The organism is Vibrio sp. R11-SG3-ISO3-SZ, assembly GCF_059834345.1.
This window is the reverse complement of record NZ_JCBDGX010000018.1, coordinates 15766-31843: the sequence shown is the minus strand read 5'-3', so window position 1 is coordinate 31843 and position 16078 is coordinate 15766. Positions and strand designations below refer to the sequence as shown.

Sequence of the window (16078 nt, the reverse complement as noted above, 5' to 3'; positions counted from 1 at the left end):
CGATACTTGATATTGTGTGTATAGTGATCACTATACTTTCATCTTGGAGTGTCAATGTCAAAAAGAGACGATGTGCTGAACGCTGCTGAGCAATTGTTTTATCACGAGGGCTTTCATCGAACTGGCGTTGCCAAGATTGCCCAATGCGCGAATACTACCCAGCGTACGTTATATAAGCATTTCCCGAGCAAAGAGGCGTTGATCCTCGCGATTATGAAGGAAAGGGAAGCGCGCTATTGGGCCTGCCTACAAGAAGTGGAGCTGCAAGCAGAGTATTCCTTTAAGGCCTTAGTCCCTTTTCTTGCGTTACGCCATTGGCACAAGCAGCAAGATCACGGTGGTTGTTTTTACCTACATGCTCTGGCTGAGTATCAAGGGAAACATGATGACATCGTAGATTATGTCCGCGATTATAAGCGCCGCCTTAGCGAGGATTTTGACACTAGACTCCAGCAAGATGGCGTATCACGACCTCACCTTTCGGCCTTATTGATGCTCATTTATGAAGGGATCACCGCTTCTTCTGCGTTGGAGTTGCCATCTCACACCTGGGATCAAACCGTCGACCATGTCTTGCAACTCTTGAACGATGCTCGTTAATGGGGCCACCATGAAAATTGAGAAATATTCCGCCTACCTCTTACTTCTGACCACTATGCTTGCCGCTTTAGGATGGATTTTTTCCAAAGAGACAGTGCGCGGCCTTCCTGCATTTGCTTTTATCAGTAGTCGCTTTATCTTGGCGTCTCTGTTTTTGATGCCGTTTTGCTACAAAGCATGGAAGCAGACAGCGTTAGCGGCCTGCGGGAAATCCGCTGGCGTTGGGGTGTTATTGGGTTCGGCACTGTTGTGCTGGATTCACGCGATTGACATCAGTCATGCGCTGGGTCAAGGGGCTTTTATCATGAGTCTCTCCATGCTCTTGGTCCCGCTGACAGCTTGGGTACTGTTTCGCACACGTCCCGAGCGGTGGTTCTGGTTCGCACTTCCGTTTGCAGTGTTGGGTCTTGCGTTATTGGCGCACGATCCTAGTGAGTCTTGGCAGTTGTCACAGGGTCAAATGTGGTTTGGTTGTGCAGCCCTCATGTTGGCCCTTCACTTTAACGTTAACAGTCGAATTGCACGTGAAGTACCAACGTTGCTTCTGACGACCTTGCAGCTTTTTGTCACGGGAGTGATGGCCGGGATTGCCAGTGCTTGGTTCGAGGTTTGGCCAGATACCGTCGATGCGGATATTTGGGCGTGGTTCACAGCGAGCACGTTATTAGCGACCAGCCTTCGATACTTAATGCAGACAACGGCGCAAAAGTACATGGCGACGGCGAGTGCCGCCTTCATCATGATTTTGGAGCCTGTGTGGACTGTGGCGTTAAGTGTCAGCGTGTACGGAGAGAGGCTGACTTTCTCCAACCAAATTGGCTGTGGAATGATTCTGCTGGCGCTAATGGTGTATCGCGCGCCGATGCTTTGGAGAAAATGAGCAACACAAGCGACGTATTGGTGCCAAAGCACTTAACAATGTTTAAGCCGCTATAAGTCCCTTAAGAGAGAAAATGTGGTTGGGGAAGCATGTTGTTTTACTCATCTTGATATTTTTCAAGCTTGTTGTAGAGCGTTTTGACACTGATACCGAGTTTGTTTGCCGACTCAGTTTTATTGCCCTCAGTTTCTTCAAGCGTATTCAAGATAGCAGCTTTCTCTAGCGTTTCCAGTGCAACGCCTGCGGGGACGAGGTTTTCGATGGGGGACCCTGTTTCTAGTGGAGGCGCATCAAACACTAGGTGCTCTTCACCAATGACGTCATCGGCCAGTATGAAAGCGCGCTCTATGGTATGTTTTAGCTCTCTCACATTACCAGGCCACTGGCTAGCGGCGATTTTATCAAGCGCACTGTCAAGAATGGTTTTTACTTGGTTTTCATTTGCATTGCGGTGAGCAATGAAATGCTTCGCTAGGCCGACAATATCATTCCCACGTTCTCTAAGTGGTGGGACGTAAATGGGGAAATGAGAAAGCCTAAAATAGAGATCTTCGCGAAAGAGTTGCTGCTCGATGGCTTCTTTAGGATCACGGTTTGTGGCGGCAATGACACGTACATTCGCGATGTGAACTTTGCTGTCTCCAACGGGACGATACTCTCCTGTTTCAAGGACGCGCAATAACTTAACCTGATGCTCAATCGGCATTTCAGTCACTTCATCAAGAAACAAGGTACCGCCCTGTGCTTGCTTAAATACACCATCATGCGGTTTATTTGCGCCAGTAAACGCCCCTTTTACATGCCCAAATAACTCACTGTCGACGAGCTCTGGGCTAATTGCTCCGCAGTTAATGGCAACGTACGGTTGCTGCTTCCTCTTGCTCGCAAGGTGAATTGTTTGAGCGACCAGCTCCTTACCAGAGCCGCTTTCGCCAACGATAAGGACATTCGCTTCGGTTCGAGCGACGCGACGCAGTGTCCTGTACAGGTCGTGCATTTGCGAAGAGGAGCCGAGCAACAGACCAAACTGGTCTAAGTCGCTGGTGGTAATGGCTTCGCCCTTGGTTTGACTTTGCTGATAGAACTGGCTGATTTCACTCAAAGTTTCATTTAAGACAGACATATTAACCGGCTTTCTATAATGGAAAACGGCGCCTAGATGAGGGAGGGCATCGATGTTGTCATGCGGATCGCCTGAGCTAATCAAAATGATCTCCATCGAGTCGAACAGATCTCGAGTACGAAGACGTTGGTAGTCGTCATGGTTAAGCTGCGTGACTTCAATCAATGCGACATCGGGCTGTTTATTTTCGAGTAGTGTAATCCAATCGTCTGTGTGAGAGCAGAGGGTGACATTAAAATTCGACAGCTCAGAGCTGGAATGAATCATGTCGCTTAATTGAGGATCAGACAACTGGATAAGCAGGTGGGGTAGCGACATAAACGTTGTCCTTTTTACTTTGATAGAGTCAATGTACGCGCATTATTGTATAGGTACAAGGAATGCGAATGTCATCATTCATTCAAATACACGAAAATAACCGAACCAGAAACAATATGAGTTGAGTTCAACGACTTGTGCAGTAAACGATCGCTGGTGAAAGTGAACACTAAAATGTTACATGTGCGGTGTGTAAATAATTCAAAACCTTTCGACTTATGAAAGATGGTATTGCTAGGAAAATAATCTAAATCGTTAACATTCAGATGGTTACGTTTTTGGCGTGAGGTTTGCAACGTGACAGTGGCAAAAGTGAACACTCATTAGCAACGTCAATTATGGAGAGTAACAATGAATAAATTAGCCACAGCGATCGCTTTAACGACATTGATTTCCGTTCCAACAGCCGTATATGCGGAAAATAATTGGCAAGAAGAGGCAAAAGATGCTTGGTTGGATGGGAAGGCAGAAACAACACTACTTCTAAATAGCAACCTCAATTCGTTTGATATCAACACGGATGTTAATGAAGGTGTGGTGACGCTCACAGGTTCTGTTAACAACGATTTGAAAAAGGCCCTCGCACAGGAGCTTGTTTCTGGTCTAGATGGTGTCAAATCGGTAGAAAATAAGCTCACGGTTTCTGAGACGCCTGCCGACGCTACTTCAGAGACACTCGAAGCGATGACAGACACAAAAATCACCGCAATTGTCAAAACCCGCTTACTGTTGGATACCAACGTCAGTGGCAGTGCTATAGAAGTTACCACGCAAGAGCAAGCAGTGACGCTCGCCGGACAAGTGAGTTCTGACGCCGAACACGATCTGGCTATCTTGATTGCCAGCAACACCAATGATGTGACACGCGTTATCGACAAGCTAGAAATTGTTCAATAGAAACGTCATCGCATTCAAATCCCGTACGTTAATGCAATACGTTCCAATAAGGAGTTTGTGATGATTCGTTGGATATTTATTTTCCTGCTGTTGGCGTTGGTTTCTGCACTCTTAGGGTTTACAGGCATTGCAGGTGCTGCAGCCACTATCGCACAACTTATCTTCTATTTGTTTGTTTTGTCTCTGATTGTTTCTTTGGTGATGTACTTTACAAGTAGACGTTAATAAAAATTGATAACTGACATAGGAAGGCGAAATATGAAAAACAATCACTCTATTATGAAATGGGTAATCCCACTGGGATTAATGTTTACCTTAGCGGCTTGCAGTGAAGAAGGCCCGATGGAAAAAGCCGGTGAAAAAATGGATGAGGCCGTACAAGATACTCAAAATGCCATTGAAGACAGCTGTGAGAATATTAAAGAAGAGCTGAAGGCTGAAGATGAAGATTGTTAATCTTTTTCTTAATTTTTAGTAAGCAAAAAGGGAGGGTTAACCTCCCTTTTTTAGTCTAGAATAAATTTATTTCCCTAGAGGGAACGCCCTTACCTATCTTATTATCTTCATCACATGGGAGCTGAACTTAATTAGAGTTGGAGCTGCTTTTCTATTTCATCATTTTCCATCTGCATCGCCGCGACCCAATACGAAATTTGCAGGGTCAATGAACGATCCGTTATCTCTCGCAAATGAGTGCGAAGAGCTATGATCAGTTGGGTATTCGCATGATACATGTGCTGATAGTCATCAAACGATTGGTCATCTTTTGAGTGAGAACGTTGTGCGTGAGCAAGGCGTGACAATACCTGCTGAGACTTCTGTTTGAAAAGCAGCTTGGCGACTCGATTCATTAGCGCTTGCTCTACAACGACAAAGCGATGAGCACTTCTCGTTAATGTATTGTTGGGCCGTTTTTTAAGCAGAGTTAGACTACGGGCATGATGATGGATAATAGAGGTCAGCATATTCTCTAGCGTATGGGTAGTTAACTTCATTGATACCTCTCATGATTCATCAATATTATTTCTCACATTTCAATTTTTAAAAATCATCTGTTTTATTGGTGCAGGTAATATGCCAGTACGAGTTGTTTGTTTAGTGTTGTTCTTTATGGTGATATTTTTATTTTTTCTCTATATGCCATGAAAAATTTACCGACTTTTTGGCTTAACAAAGAAAAAATTACATTAACATTCAACCATGAGAGCATTTAAAGTCATTATTTGATGAGGTGTGGAAATAAGTTTATGGGTGGCACGGTTCTCGCTTGTTCTACTTTGAACTCATTACTCATTGTTAGGAGATTTCCATGGCTACAGCAAAACAAACAACAGCAAAACAAACAACAGCGAAAGAAACAGCAGAGAAATCGAAAGAGCAGTTGGAAGAGGCGTACGAACTCGCAGAAAAAGCGGCGTTCGAAGCCGTTAATGCGATCAAGCAAGAAGCACAACAAAAGTGGGGTGAAAGCAGTCACCAAGCAGAGCAGGTCGCTCATTCAGCGGGCGATGTCATTAAGCAGAGGCCACTGTTGAGTATCGGCTGTGCGTTTTTAGCTGGTTGGGCAGTATCTAAATTGATCAAATAGCACTGAGACAAATACTGAACGATTGATGCGCGCAACAGGCACGTTGCGCGTTTGAATCCACCTGTTTAAACAGCATAACCAGTGAGTAACCGAATGACAAAAGACGAACAACACAGTGACAGTGTAGGTATCGACTCAGAGATGGAGAAAGCGCAGTTGAGCGAGCCTCATCGATCACAGCCTCAGGAGATCTGGGACGACTTGGCTGGCATCGCAGCAGAATCAGAACGCTTGAGCGTCCTCATTCGCTCTTGGCTGCTGTCGAGCGCGAAGCTATTTCGGCTAGAAAGTCAATTGAGTGCAAGAGCGTTGGGATCGGCGCTGCTATGCTCGATCCTATTTGTGCTGTTGTTGGTGCTTTTTATTTTTAGTCTTTCGGTTTCACTCGGCATCATCATTTATTGGTGGACATCCCAACTCCCGCTTGCGGTTTTGACTGCGCTATGTTCACTTGGTTTGAGCCTTATCTTGCTGATATGGCGACAAAATCAGTTACTGAGGCTTGTGGGCTATACACACACTAAACAGCAAATTAAGGAGGGTTGGGATGCGCTCACTCAAGCAGTTGAAAAAGGAAACCGAGCTCACTCGAATGGAGAGTAAAGTGGCACTCAATCAGTGTTTACTGCATTACCGATTATGTCGGCACTTAACGGCTCGTTTCATTGATAGGCACCCTTGTTTTGCCTTTGGTGGAATGGCGCTTTACGGTGCAGCTGTGGCACATCAAGCCATTCTGAGTCCGTCACTTTCGAGGTCCTTCAGTCGACTCGTTGTCCGGTCTGTGTTACCACGCCTCGCGGGGAGTAGATAGTTCGATGAAAAGTCGTATCACCATTTCCATGAGTCTCGTCCTATCGGTACTGCTTGTCGTTGTCACGGTAGTGCCGGCTCTTTACTTTGCGAAAGCGTTTTTGATGCCGCTGGTTGTCAGTAGTTTTATTGCACTAATGTGTAGTCCTTTTATCAACTACGTTGAATCCAAGGGGATGCCTCGAACCTTAGTCGTTGTTCTCGTGCTGTCTTGCTTAGTGGGCGTGTCGTTGGTAGGTTTTTCGGCTATGTCAGAGCCCGTCAAGCAGTGGTGGTCACAACTGCCTGATATCGTAAAAAGTGTCACTCAGGAAGTGAGCGAAGTGGCCAAGACCACAGAACAGCAAACCGGAGAGTCGCTATCGATAGCCGGTGATATGGATGACATGGGTGACAGTACGCTCTTTTCGTTGCTGAAAAGCTTAGCAACGGCAACGCCCGCCATCGTTATTAACGCGATGATGGTGCTGTTTATGGTGTATTTTATGCTTAATCACGGACGTGGTTTATACAGGCAGATGGTACATTGTCTGGATAGCTTTTCGCAGCAAAAACAAGTCGTGGGGTTAGTTAAAGCGTTGCAAAGCGATCTCTCGCGTTATGTCAGTACCATCACTTTGGTCAACGTAGGGTTGGGTGTCGCGGTGGGCTTAGTGTTCTGGATATTAGGGATGACTGACCCCTTTCTTTGGGGGGCATTGGCAGGCATGCTGAATTTTGCCCCTTATGTCGGACCGCTCATTTCAGCCTTAAGTTTTACTCTTGTGGGCTACTTGCAGTTTGATTCCTTGAGCTTAGTGTTGGCGGCGACCTCGCTTTATTTAGTGTTGAACTTAGTTGAGAGCCAATTCGTCACGCCGACGCTGCTCGGCCGACGATTCAATTTGAATCCACTGGTTATCTTCGTATGGTTATCCTTCTGGGGATGGCTCTGGGGGGGGATCGGATTTTTGGTTGCAGTCCCTTTGCTCGTCAGTGTCAACTTGTTGAGAGAGCGTGTCCAATTGGTCGACTGGCCAACACTGAGCCGAGGAGGTGAGCATGAATGAATATGTGGATGAGCTCGATTTGGGTCTGGGAAAGCGTCACCTTGTTGTTCAAAGGCGTTATGACGCCCTCGGGGCAGTCAACGATTTACTCATAGCGATTTGGTTTTTGGTCGGTAGTATTTTTTTCTTAAACGATGCACTTATGTTGGGTGGTACTTGGTTATTTATTGTCGGTAGTGCCCAGTTGCTTATTAAACCGGCTATCAAGCTAACTAACCTTGTGCATGTCAGTCACATCCAGCGCGAATGATGCCTACAAACATTGCTCCGTTCACAGTCATCTTTTTATCCATGAAGTCCGTATATATGAAAAATTGTCGTCGATTCGTTAATCGGTCACATTTCTCATTTATTTATGGTAAGTGTTTGACGATATTAGGCAACCTAACGTATTGACAACTATAATAAGTCTGTTGTGGTCAAGGATGGCACGCAGCGAAAAATGACGTCGAGAGACTGGTTGAAGCGTTGATGGAGTACGGAATGAAAGAAAAAGAGATCGAATTGCTGCTAAGCAAAATGAGCCATATTTTCGATATGAGTCGAGATGGTTCATGGTTTATGGGAAGGGATAGAGTGATTCGACACTACAACCAGCACTTTTATAGTCAGTTTGATCTGCCCTCCGATGAGATTACTTTGGAACAGTGGTTGTCATTGGTTCATCCTACCGACAAAGCACTGTTGAGTGAACGTGTGGACGAGCATGAGCAAGGCGACTCTCGCGAAATGGTCACCGAGTACCGCGTGAAAACAAAGAGCAATGGGTACATTTGGCTTGAGGCAACGGGCGTCATTGTTGCCGATGAGGGAGGCAGTTATATGGTCGGCTCTCACCGTGATATCAGTGAACAAAAGTTGCTAAGAGAGTATTTCTATCGTGTCGCCTATCACGATGGGGACACAGGGTTGTACAACAGACTCAAATGGATCGAGGATATCGAACATAATGAGGATGGTGCTGTGCTTATCACTGTGTCTGTGGATAATTTCAAAGATTACGATCGACTTTGGGGTGGCAGCTTCGCGAAAGAAGTCGTTGCGCGGTTAGTCAAATGGGTAAATGAACAACAAAGTGACTACGAAATCTATCGAGTTTCCGAAACCCAATTTGTATTAAGAACGCTATCTGGATTATCTGTTGAGGCATTGACTCTGGCGTTGAAATCATTGCTTGAAGCGTTCAATGACGAGATCTATGTCGATGAGCATCTGCTGACCGATGATGTTGCAGTCGGCGGTTTGTATGAATGCGATTTGGATCGCGATAGCCCATTAAGTCTTCTTTATCAGATTACCGATTATGCGTCTGATAATGGCGGGATCACCGTCTATCAAGGGGATGTGAAAAATGCTATTGACCGCTGGTTTGTTATCAAAGATTCGATTCGATCGGCGATAGAAAATGAAGACATCACCATCGCTGTGCAACCGATTTTTGACAGTGTAACGAATCAAGTCATCAGTTATGAGGCTCTCGCCAGGTGGACACATCATGACTTAGGTTATGTGTCGCCGGTTGAATTTATTCCACTCGCCGAGCAGCGTGGTCTCATTTCTGCATTGGGAAAGCTAGTCTTTAGTAAAGCGTGTGAGTTTGTGCGTCGTTGCCCCATTGATAGTGATAATCGACCTAAGGTCAATATTAATGTGTCGGTGATTCAATTGAGAGATCCAGACTTCGTGACCGATATCGTGTCGATTGCAAATCAATACAAGGTGCCGACTTCGAGGATCGTATTGGAGTTGACGGAGTCTCACATTCTCGATAGTAGTACGGTGTGTCATGACCAAATCTCAAAAGCAAAACAGGCGGGATTTGAGATATCTCTGGATGATTTTGGCGCAGGTTACAGCTCAATCATAAGCTTATTTCGACAACCACTGAATCAAATTAAACTCGATAAAAGCTTAGTTGAAGATTGTCAGCACGATGCGTCCTGCCGAAACTTGGTGACTTATCTGGTTCAGCTATGCAAAGACAAAGGAATGAGCCTTGTCTCTGAGGGGATTGAAAGTGCGGATATGCAAGCTTTTATGCAAGAGTTAGGCGCTTCTCATCTGCAAGGTTTTGGATTGGGTAGGCCTGAACCGATCGAGGCATACCTGCACGAAGAGCCGATTGAAGAACTGAATCAGAGTGTCGAGTGATAGCACACCTCAGTGCAGAGGCTAAAGCTAGGCTATCTCACATCGCTATCACATTGTTTGTCGACAGGTGGGCGTTGGAACCCACCTAGCGATACCTCAGAGTATGCTGCCACTCTGAGAGGTGGTCAATGTGCTCAGGTCCAATCCCACAACAGCCACCAATGACGCTCGCGCCACGTTTCGCCCATACTTTGGCGAGCTGTAAGTACTCTTGCGGTGAAAAGTGTCGCATTTGTTGGAGTGTACCGTTGGCTTGGTGCCCCGATAGAATAGGCGAAAAGCTATTGGCATAAACCCCTAGCGTCATCGTAGTATTATGGGCGTTGATGACCGAAGTCGTGTCGATAAGTGCTTGTTCGATCACTTCGGGAATCGAACAGTTAAAAAACAGACCATCTGCTTGGCGGCTTAGCATTAGAGTCACCGCCTCTTTTACCGACTCACCAGAACGAAGTTTTGCTTCCTCAGTGACTTCATCGATAAGCGTAAAAGCAAAGTGGACGGGCTTGTCGCTGATACTCATTGCCTTTGCTATCACGCGCGCTTCTTCCAAACTTGAAATCGTCTCGACCAGCCAGAGATCAACATAAGGCGCTTGAGCGTGATACAACGCGTGAGTCAAATCGCCGGCTCTCTCGGCGTCGAACAATTCAGGCCGATATGAGCCAAAGAAAGGCGGAATAGCACCTGCGACAAGAACGTCACGTTTGCTTTCGTCAGCGGCTTGTCGAGCGAGCTTTGCTGCCAACTTGGCCAGCTCGGGCCCTCGTTCTGAAAACAAGGTTTCACCCAGGTGAAACGGTACGCACGCGTAGCTATTTACTGTGATGATTTCAGCGCCTGCATCGATGAAGCTTTCGTGGGCTTGTTTCACGTAATGAGGCGCCTCAATTAGGGCTTGAGCACTCCAAAGTGGTTGAGAAAAAGGTGCGCCAATGCGCTTGAGCTCTCTTCCCATTCCTCCATCAAGAATCGTCAATGTTGTCATTTTTAGCCATCTATACTTCTAAATTTCCTAAGTCCCAATGTAGATCACTTTTTCTTTAGAGTAAAACCCAGCCTTATTCAATTTCATCATGAGCTATGTACAGAAGATGCGCTCAAGTCATTTGGTCGAAGTCACAGATCAACGTTGGCGCCTGGCGTCTAAACATTTTGTTGAATAGTGATTTGTACTGCCACCCAAGATTTAATAGCCGTTTTGCTAGGCTCTGGTTTTGTATGGTGGCCACCTCAACACCTCGATATTGGTAAGGGTGGCTTTGAATGTAGCGAATAAACCGCTTTAACACACCTTGACCACGAACATAGGGGGCAAAATTTACCGAAACAATGGAGAGTCTCTGGCTGCCGAGCGGGCAGTGAACCAAGCAATGTCCGTGTTCATGACTTATGGTGGCGGAAAACTCGGGAAATGGAGTCGTTTGATGAAGTTCTGAGAGCGAGTCGTACTCTTGGCAAAGGTGTTGAAGTAAGTGCTGGGCGTGAGGATCCATAATTAGCCTCCAAGCTGGGTGCTTTGGGTTGCGATGCTTCAGCCGCTATTTTAAAGGTTAATGTAGGAAGAAAAACGGAAAAGAATGGCGAGGTGAATTGCCGCATTTTTTACATCAGCAGAAATGTGCGCTGGTTTTGTGATTCAGAACCAGCGCTACTAATGGAATGCGGGTTATTTGACGAACTTTTTAAAAGGCGCGTCGATCGGTGTATCAGCGAGGTGATTGGTGTAGTTACTCATTACTTTTTGTGCAAGTCCAAGTACGATTTCCAACAGCTGCTGCTGACTATAACCAGCCGCAAAGAATTGTTCGATCTGCGTATCGTCAATCACGCCACGCTGACGCACCATCTGCAGTGTTGTTTCGCGAAGCGTCTCTAGTTTTTGGTTCGCCAGTGGGGTTTGGTTAACCAACGCATCGACAATCTCTTGGTCCACTTTCATTGACGCTGCAATCGCGCTATGAGCTGGTACACAGTAGTGACAGCCATGTTCGACGTTGATGGTTTGCCAAACGACCGTCAATTCTTCTGCGTTGAATGAGGTGCTTTGAAACAGACCATGTAATACCTGATACCCCTCCAGCAGTGCTGGAGATTCAGCCATCACAGCATGAAGGTTGGGTAGCATCCCAAATGCTTTCACTGAGTTTTCGATTAGAGGCTTGGACTCTTTTGGCGCGTTTTCTGCGGTGTATAGTTTAAATTCTGCCATGTTTCATCTCCTGGTAGTGATGTTGATTAAGTTCGACAGAGTCAGCATAGTTGATTTTGAGCGGTCGCTCAATATAAAATTGAGCACATGTTCAAAAATGGTGGTTAATCATGGCGAATACAAAAAAATTTCAACGTGAGGAAGTTGTGAAGGTCGCATCCGATCTATTCTGGAAGAAAGGCTTTCACGCGACGTCTACCCGAGATTTACAAGAGAATGTGAACCTTCGCCCTGGTAGCATCTATGCGACATTCGGTTCTAAAGAAGGCTTGTATTGTGAAGCATTAAAGATGTACGTCGCGAATCTTCAGGCCCAGTTTGAGGATCACTTAGCGCAACATTCAGCGGTTTTGTCCGCGTTAGAAGCGTTTGTTTTAGATGTAGTGATCACGCAGCGCCATACAAATCCCAGTGCCATTTGTATGTTAGTTAAATCGGCCAGTGAGTTTGACGAAGGATTTGATACGCTTCGCTCGCAAACGCAGGGCTTAGCGAATCAATTTGAAGCTTTTCTTGTCACATTGTTCGAACAAGCGATTGCCAACGGTGAGGTAGAAGAGCAAGACCCACTGCACCTTGCACAATGGTTCCAGATCCAGTTCACAGGTCTTAGAGCATACTCACGTCGCAGTGACGACGAAACGTTAAAGGAATTGATCGCAACCATGATGAACGGTTTTCGGCGTGAATGGCCACACAAATAGCTGATTACACGTTTTTCTAAGATTAAACAGGAGTTTTTATGATAGTGATAACAGGAGCGAGCAGCGGTTTAGGTGCGTCATTGGCAAAGCGCTATGCGTTGCAGGGAGAGCGCGTTCTCATTACTGGCCGGAGCAAGCAAAAACTCGAAAGCGTATTGGATGGCATACCGACCACATCAGCCTGTTATGCTTGCGACCTCACTGATCATTTTGAGACAGAGTCGCTGTTTTCAAATATAAAGACGCCGCCTCATACCATTATTCATTGTGCTGGTTCTGGTTACTTTGGAGCGATTGATGATCAAGAGCCCAATAAAATCCGCACACTGATTGATAACAATCTGCACTCGGCGATCAATGTGCTACGAGAGGCCGTGCGTCGGTATCAAGATAAACCGGTGACAATTGTAATGGTGATGTCTACTGCAGCTCTTCAACCGAAAGCCGGTGAATCCACCTATTGTGCGGCAAAGTGGGCAGTGAAAGGTTTGATTGAATCGGTCAGGCTGGAGTTAAAAAGCAAGCCGATGAAGGTGGTCGCTGTCTATCCTGGCGGAATGGATACTGAGTTTTGGCCGACAAGTGGGAAATCGCTAGATACTCATTCGTTCATGCATCCGGACGAGGTAGCAGAGATGATACATAGTGCCTTGCAACAGGTAGGCAATGGATATGTATCAGATATCACGGTTAATCGGATCTAGAGTTAGGAACACCGGTTCACATTAATCTGCTAAACTCTTCGTCCTTTACCTGACTAGGAATCGCTGACAATGAGCCAAGAGCAACCCAATAACCCGTTACATGGTTTAACCCTTGAGAAAATACTTGTACGTTTACAAGAGCACTATGGCTGGGAGGGGTTGGATGCAGAGATTCCAATTAACTGTTTCTATAACAATCCTTCCATCAAATCGTCGCTGAAGTTCTTACGCCGAACTCAATGGGCAAGAGACAAGGTTGAAGCGCTCTATATTGAAACCTTCTGCCAATGAACAAATAAGCTCGTAAAGCTATAGGCTACTCCAACGTTATGCTTGAGAGAGATTGACGCAAGATACGGTTTGAGTGGCCGATGCAGTACTTGAGATACATCAAGTCGACTTTCCAAAATTTGCAGTATCTTGATATGGCACTGGTTGATTATGGAGTAAGCGATGAAAATGTTCAGAATCGAGACCTACACGAACGAAGTGAAAGAAAGTACGGTGAGTGTTCCATTGGCGTTAGCAACGATTGCTATAAAACCGTTCTTAAGCCGCATCATGACCACACAGAAAGACGTGATCTTAGCCGCGTTAGAAGACAAAACTTTTTCAGGTGTGATTTTGGATCTGGATGATCATGCATCGGGTGAACGAGTGATCTTTTCTGTAAGTTGAGCAAGACGTAGTCTACTTATGGAATTTGACCATTGGCTTCAAGAAGCAGTCATTGATGTTTCATCTCTTAAAATGTGCTGCATTGTAGTGGCTTTTAATTCGACCAGAGTGATGTGGTTGTTGAGGGGTGAGATAATTTCGCATCTAACGGTCAAATTAGCGTTATATACCAGTAATCAGAAAGTCGATAGCAGCGATAATTTCGTTTCTAAATGTGCTTAGATCGTTGACTGGGGTCGTGAGGATTTGAGTTGGTACACTAGCCATTTGTTGAGTAAGAATCACAAAGTCACCTTCATCAATATGGATCGTAGGGCACAGATGGCTAGGGGCTTTGTTCTCTAGCCGTTCGATAGGAGTTAAGGGAATGACCAAGCGACTATTTAGTGAATCGAGCAACTCGCTTTGAACATCAACAAAATACGGGTAAGTGCTTGCGGCGCTCTTATCGTTGTTTTTATAAAGTGTAAATTGTGACATTAGAATACTCGGTATGAATCAGAAAATAGTCCGTGTTTTGCAGTTAAGTCGTTACACGCTTCAATTGCTTCGGCGTTTTGTTCTAACCATTCGGCTTTCAATTGTTGCTTTACTTCTTTTTCCAAAGCCTTCTCCATTGTTGCTGATAGGTTGATGTTTAGGCGCTTAGCTTCGGCAAGTAACTCACTGTTTAAACTAAGGTTTGTCGCCTTTTTAGGTGCATGTGTGCTATATATATTTTTCATGAAGTGTTTCCATGCGTATTAATGATGCGCAGTTAGTATAGGTAAAAGCTAGGCATACGACAAATTGTTCAAGAGGGATTCATCCCGCGTGGCATTTTTACTATGCGGTTGTCAGTTTCACATTTGGTTAGGCCATGTGTTTGTTGTTGGAGATACATAGCAATGGAAGTCACTATTGGGAATGATGCCGAGTTGATAAAGAGAGCTCAAACTATCCGCTATCAGGTGTTCACACTTGAGCAACAGATCCCTAAAGAATTAGACCTTGATGGACTAGATGAAGAGTCAATCCACGCGTTAGTTGTGGAACAAGATAAACCCATCGCCACTGCTCGCCTAACAGTGAAACAGGGCAGTACGTGTACTTTGGCTAGGGTAGCGGTCACAAAAGCATATCGAGGGGCTGGAGTTGCCTCAAAAGTTGTCCAGGCTTTGATGGGTTATGCGCAGAGTAATGGTGTTGAGTCTATTGTGATCCACGCTCATAGTTATCTTCGAAATTACTATGAAAGGTTTGGCTTTGAGTTCATCAAAGAAGTGGAGATTGTGGGTGAACATCAGTTAGTTGAAATGCGGCATCAAATAGTAAAGAGGTAGTTGCTCAAAGGAAATCTGATGAAACTCTTACTGGATACCTCTTATTTCTCTACCATCTTGCAGGACTTCTTCAATCTCCGCTCCATCAAGCATTTTTCCTAGTGGCGACTGAGGAGTGATGACAACAACGCGGTCGTTATCGAGTTTGTAGCCACCACATGCAGGTAAAAACCAACACGTCATGTCATCTGAGAGCGTCACTATCGCGCCGAGTTTGATCTCATCTTCTTCGTCAAAATCAACAAGCGGCAGGGACTTAAGGCGATTAATGGTTATATCAAATTCAGCCACACGCTGCGATTGGCCATGTGCTAAGTACGCGGCCTCTAGTCCAACGGTATCGTACTGTGTTTCTGCAACACTTTGTTCATGCGTAGCAAGATCATGGGCGATATCCGCCGCATCTAATGCATTTTGGCGTTGAGTGAAAAGGATCTCTAGGAGCTCGGTGCGCAGTTGTTCTTTGTTCAGCATGGTGTACAAGTGTTTGGGTAGACGCGTTGATAATACTGGATTAGCGATCAGAGTGCGATAGGGGATACAGCAACGATTTTATTTGTTCCAAAAACGGTGAAACCCCGATGTTGGTAGCATCGGGGTTTCGAATTTTTAGAAGTCTCGGTTGGTAAGGCCGATATTCTTTATGCAAAAGGCTGGATTACAATCCGGCTATTCCTTGGTAGGAGGAATTAGATGCGGATGAAGTCCATGTGCTCAACTTTTGGCTTGAAAGCGTGACGTTGAACGTCTTGTGGCTTAACTTTCACTTCAGCGCCGTCGATCACTAGAACGATACCTTCGTAAAACTCAGGCTTGTCCATTTGGTTAACGATGTCATCGTGGTTAAGAACGATCGATACTGGTGCAGCTTCGCCACCGTAAACGATAGCAGGGAATTTACCAGCGTGACGTAGGCGGCGGCTCGCACCTTTACCTAGTTCAGTACGTACTACTGCTTCAAATTTCATAGTAATTACTCTCAAATATGAAAAAATTAACTTCACATCTCGCAATGCGACCTTGCAGATGTGGTGTGCGC

At 45.5% G+C, this 16078-nt stretch carries 24 protein-coding genes; 15 read left to right on the top strand and 9 right to left on the bottom strand.

Translation table 11 applies throughout. The annotated features are described in order from the left end of the window. Positions 1–54 precede the first annotated feature (54 nt). Together AC6R1O_RS02410 and AC6R1O_RS02405 are read left to right on the top strand one after the other, a co-directional pair. The gene (locus tag AC6R1O_RS02410) at positions 55–600 is read left to right on the top strand and encodes a TetR/AcrR family transcriptional regulator (RefSeq protein ID WP_500630447.1); all 546 of its coding nucleotides are present in this window, start codon (positions 55–57) and stop codon (positions 598–600) included. 10 nt (positions 601–610) lie between these two features. Continuing rightward, complete coding sequence (locus tag AC6R1O_RS02405; protein WP_500633298.1) at positions 611–1480, top strand: DMT family transporter; 870 nt, start codon at positions 611–613, stop codon at positions 1478–1480. 97 nt (positions 1481–1577) lie between these two features. On the opposite strand, the gene AC6R1O_RS02400 is transcribed toward AC6R1O_RS02405, so the two are convergent. Then, positions 1578–2921, bottom strand: a complete 1344-nt coding sequence (locus AC6R1O_RS02400) for a sigma-54 dependent transcriptional regulator (protein WP_500633299.1) — start codon at positions 2919–2921, stop codon at positions 1578–1580. A 351-nt stretch (positions 2922–3272) separates the two neighbouring features. On the opposite strand from AC6R1O_RS02400, the gene AC6R1O_RS02395 reads away from it, so the two are divergent. The 3 genes from AC6R1O_RS02395 to AC6R1O_RS02385 are packed head-to-tail and all read left to right on the top strand — an operon-like array spanning position 3273 to position 4274. Continuing rightward, complete coding sequence (locus AC6R1O_RS02395) at positions 3273–3818, top strand: BON domain-containing protein (RefSeq protein WP_500656442.1); 546 nt, start codon at positions 3273–3275, stop codon at positions 3816–3818. A gap of 60 nt (positions 3819–3878) precedes the next feature. Then, positions 3879–4043 (top strand): DUF1328 family protein, encoded by a 165-nt coding sequence (locus tag AC6R1O_RS02390; RefSeq protein ID WP_334552359.1) that lies wholly within the window; start codon positions 3879–3881, stop codon positions 4041–4043. 33 nt (positions 4044–4076) lie between these two features. Beyond that, entirely contained in the window at positions 4077–4274 is a 198-nt protein-coding gene (locus tag AC6R1O_RS02385) for a hypothetical protein (protein WP_500628664.1), read from the top strand. A gap of 131 nt (positions 4275–4405) precedes the next feature. On the opposite strand, the gene AC6R1O_RS02380 is transcribed toward AC6R1O_RS02385, so the two are convergent. Beyond that, positions 4406–4813: a hypothetical protein gene (locus AC6R1O_RS02380; RefSeq protein ID WP_500633300.1), complete on the bottom strand. Its 408-nt coding sequence runs from the start codon at positions 4811–4813 to the stop codon at positions 4406–4408. 314 nt (positions 4814–5127) lie between these two features. Between AC6R1O_RS02380 and AC6R1O_RS02375 the strand changes: the two genes are divergently transcribed. The 5 genes from AC6R1O_RS02375 to AC6R1O_RS02355 all read left to right on the top strand — a co-directional run bounded on the left by AC6R1O_RS02375 (position 5128) and on the right by AC6R1O_RS02355 (position 9419). Continuing rightward, positions 5128–5406, top strand: a complete 279-nt coding sequence (locus tag AC6R1O_RS02375) for a hypothetical protein (RefSeq protein WP_500633301.1) — start codon at positions 5128–5130, stop codon at positions 5404–5406. Positions 5407–5499: 93 nt separating this feature from the next. Beyond that, positions 5500–6009 (top strand): hypothetical protein, encoded by a 510-nt coding sequence (locus AC6R1O_RS02370; RefSeq protein ID WP_500630452.1) that lies wholly within the window; start codon positions 5500–5502, stop codon positions 6007–6009. Positions 6010–6224: 215 nt separating this feature from the next. Next, on the top strand, positions 6225–7268 hold the full coding sequence (locus AC6R1O_RS02365; RefSeq protein ID WP_500630453.1) for an AI-2E family transporter: 1044 nt from the start codon (positions 6225–6227) through the stop codon (positions 7266–7268). Beyond that, entirely contained in the window at positions 7261–7518 is a 258-nt protein-coding gene (locus AC6R1O_RS02360) for a YrhK family protein (protein WP_487903787.1), read from the top strand. Before AC6R1O_RS02365 ends, AC6R1O_RS02360 begins: the two co-directional genes overlap by 8 nt. Before the next feature lie 233 nt (positions 7519–7751). Then, positions 7752–9419: an EAL domain-containing protein gene (locus AC6R1O_RS02355; RefSeq protein WP_500633302.1), complete on the top strand. Its 1668-nt coding sequence runs from the start codon at positions 7752–7754 to the stop codon at positions 9417–9419. 85 nt (positions 9420–9504) lie between these two features. Here the strand turns inward: AC6R1O_RS02355 and AC6R1O_RS02350 are convergent, their stop codons facing one another. The 3 genes from AC6R1O_RS02350 to AC6R1O_RS02340 form a co-directional block, all read right to left on the bottom strand. After that, positions 9505–10407, bottom strand: coding sequence for a homocysteine S-methyltransferase family protein (locus AC6R1O_RS02350; RefSeq protein ID WP_500656441.1), 903 nt, complete (start codon positions 10405–10407; stop codon positions 9505–9507). Between the two features lie 112 nt (positions 10408–10519). After that, positions 10520–10915 (bottom strand): hypothetical protein, encoded by a 396-nt coding sequence (locus tag AC6R1O_RS02345; RefSeq protein WP_500633304.1) that lies wholly within the window; start codon positions 10913–10915, stop codon positions 10520–10522. Between the two features lie 173 nt (positions 10916–11088). Continuing rightward, positions 11089–11631 (bottom strand): carboxymuconolactone decarboxylase family protein, encoded by a 543-nt coding sequence (locus AC6R1O_RS02340; protein ID WP_500627629.1) that lies wholly within the window; start codon positions 11629–11631, stop codon positions 11089–11091. A gap of 110 nt (positions 11632–11741) precedes the next feature. On the opposite strand from AC6R1O_RS02340, the gene AC6R1O_RS02335 reads away from it, so the two are divergent. The 4 genes from AC6R1O_RS02335 to AC6R1O_RS02320 all read left to right on the top strand — a co-directional run bounded on the left by AC6R1O_RS02335 (position 11742) and on the right by AC6R1O_RS02320 (position 13717). Then, positions 11742–12335, top strand: a complete 594-nt coding sequence (locus AC6R1O_RS02335; protein WP_500633305.1) for a TetR/AcrR family transcriptional regulator — start codon at positions 11742–11744, stop codon at positions 12333–12335. A 38-nt stretch (positions 12336–12373) separates the two neighbouring features. Further along, a complete protein-coding gene (locus AC6R1O_RS02330) occupies positions 12374–13039 on the top strand; it encodes an SDR family NAD(P)-dependent oxidoreductase (protein ID WP_487903780.1) in 666 nt (221 codons plus the stop codon). 69 nt (positions 13040–13108) lie between these two features. Then, positions 13109–13330: a VF530 family protein gene (locus AC6R1O_RS02325; RefSeq protein ID WP_334552347.1), complete on the top strand. Its 222-nt coding sequence runs from the start codon at positions 13109–13111 to the stop codon at positions 13328–13330. Between the two features lie 162 nt (positions 13331–13492). Continuing rightward, the gene (locus AC6R1O_RS02320) at positions 13493–13717 is read left to right on the top strand and encodes a hypothetical protein (RefSeq protein WP_500633306.1); all 225 of its coding nucleotides are present in this window, start codon (positions 13493–13495) and stop codon (positions 13715–13717) included. A gap of 162 nt (positions 13718–13879) precedes the next feature. Here the strand turns inward: AC6R1O_RS02320 and AC6R1O_RS02315 are convergent, their stop codons facing one another. Both AC6R1O_RS02315 and AC6R1O_RS02310 read right to left on the bottom strand, forming a co-directional pair. Further along, positions 13880–14197: a CcdB family protein gene (locus AC6R1O_RS02315; RefSeq protein WP_500633307.1), complete on the bottom strand. Its 318-nt coding sequence runs from the start codon at positions 14195–14197 to the stop codon at positions 13880–13882. After that, on the bottom strand, positions 14197–14442 hold the full coding sequence (locus tag AC6R1O_RS02310; protein WP_500628652.1) for a type II toxin-antitoxin system CcdA family antitoxin: 246 nt from the start codon (positions 14440–14442) through the stop codon (positions 14197–14199). The genes AC6R1O_RS02315 and AC6R1O_RS02310 overlap by 1 nt, the downstream gene beginning before the upstream one ends. Positions 14443–14604: 162 nt before the next feature. Here AC6R1O_RS02310 and AC6R1O_RS02305 point away from each other — a divergent pair, with 162 nt between their 5' ends. After that, the gene (locus AC6R1O_RS02305) at positions 14605–15039 is read left to right on the top strand and encodes a GNAT family N-acetyltransferase (protein WP_500633308.1); all 435 of its coding nucleotides are present in this window, start codon (positions 14605–14607) and stop codon (positions 15037–15039) included. 27 nt (positions 15040–15066) lie between these two features. On the opposite strand, the gene AC6R1O_RS02300 is transcribed toward AC6R1O_RS02305, so the two are convergent. Both AC6R1O_RS02300 and rplY read right to left on the bottom strand, forming a co-directional pair. Then, positions 15067–15513 (bottom strand): hypothetical protein, encoded by a 447-nt coding sequence (locus AC6R1O_RS02300; protein ID WP_500628650.1) that lies wholly within the window; start codon positions 15511–15513, stop codon positions 15067–15069. Between the two features lie 215 nt (positions 15514–15728). Beyond that, complete coding sequence (gene rplY / locus AC6R1O_RS02295) at positions 15729–16007, bottom strand: 50S ribosomal protein L25 (RefSeq protein ID WP_334552334.1); 279 nt, start codon at positions 16005–16007, stop codon at positions 15729–15731. Positions 16008–16078 lie beyond the last annotated feature (71 nt).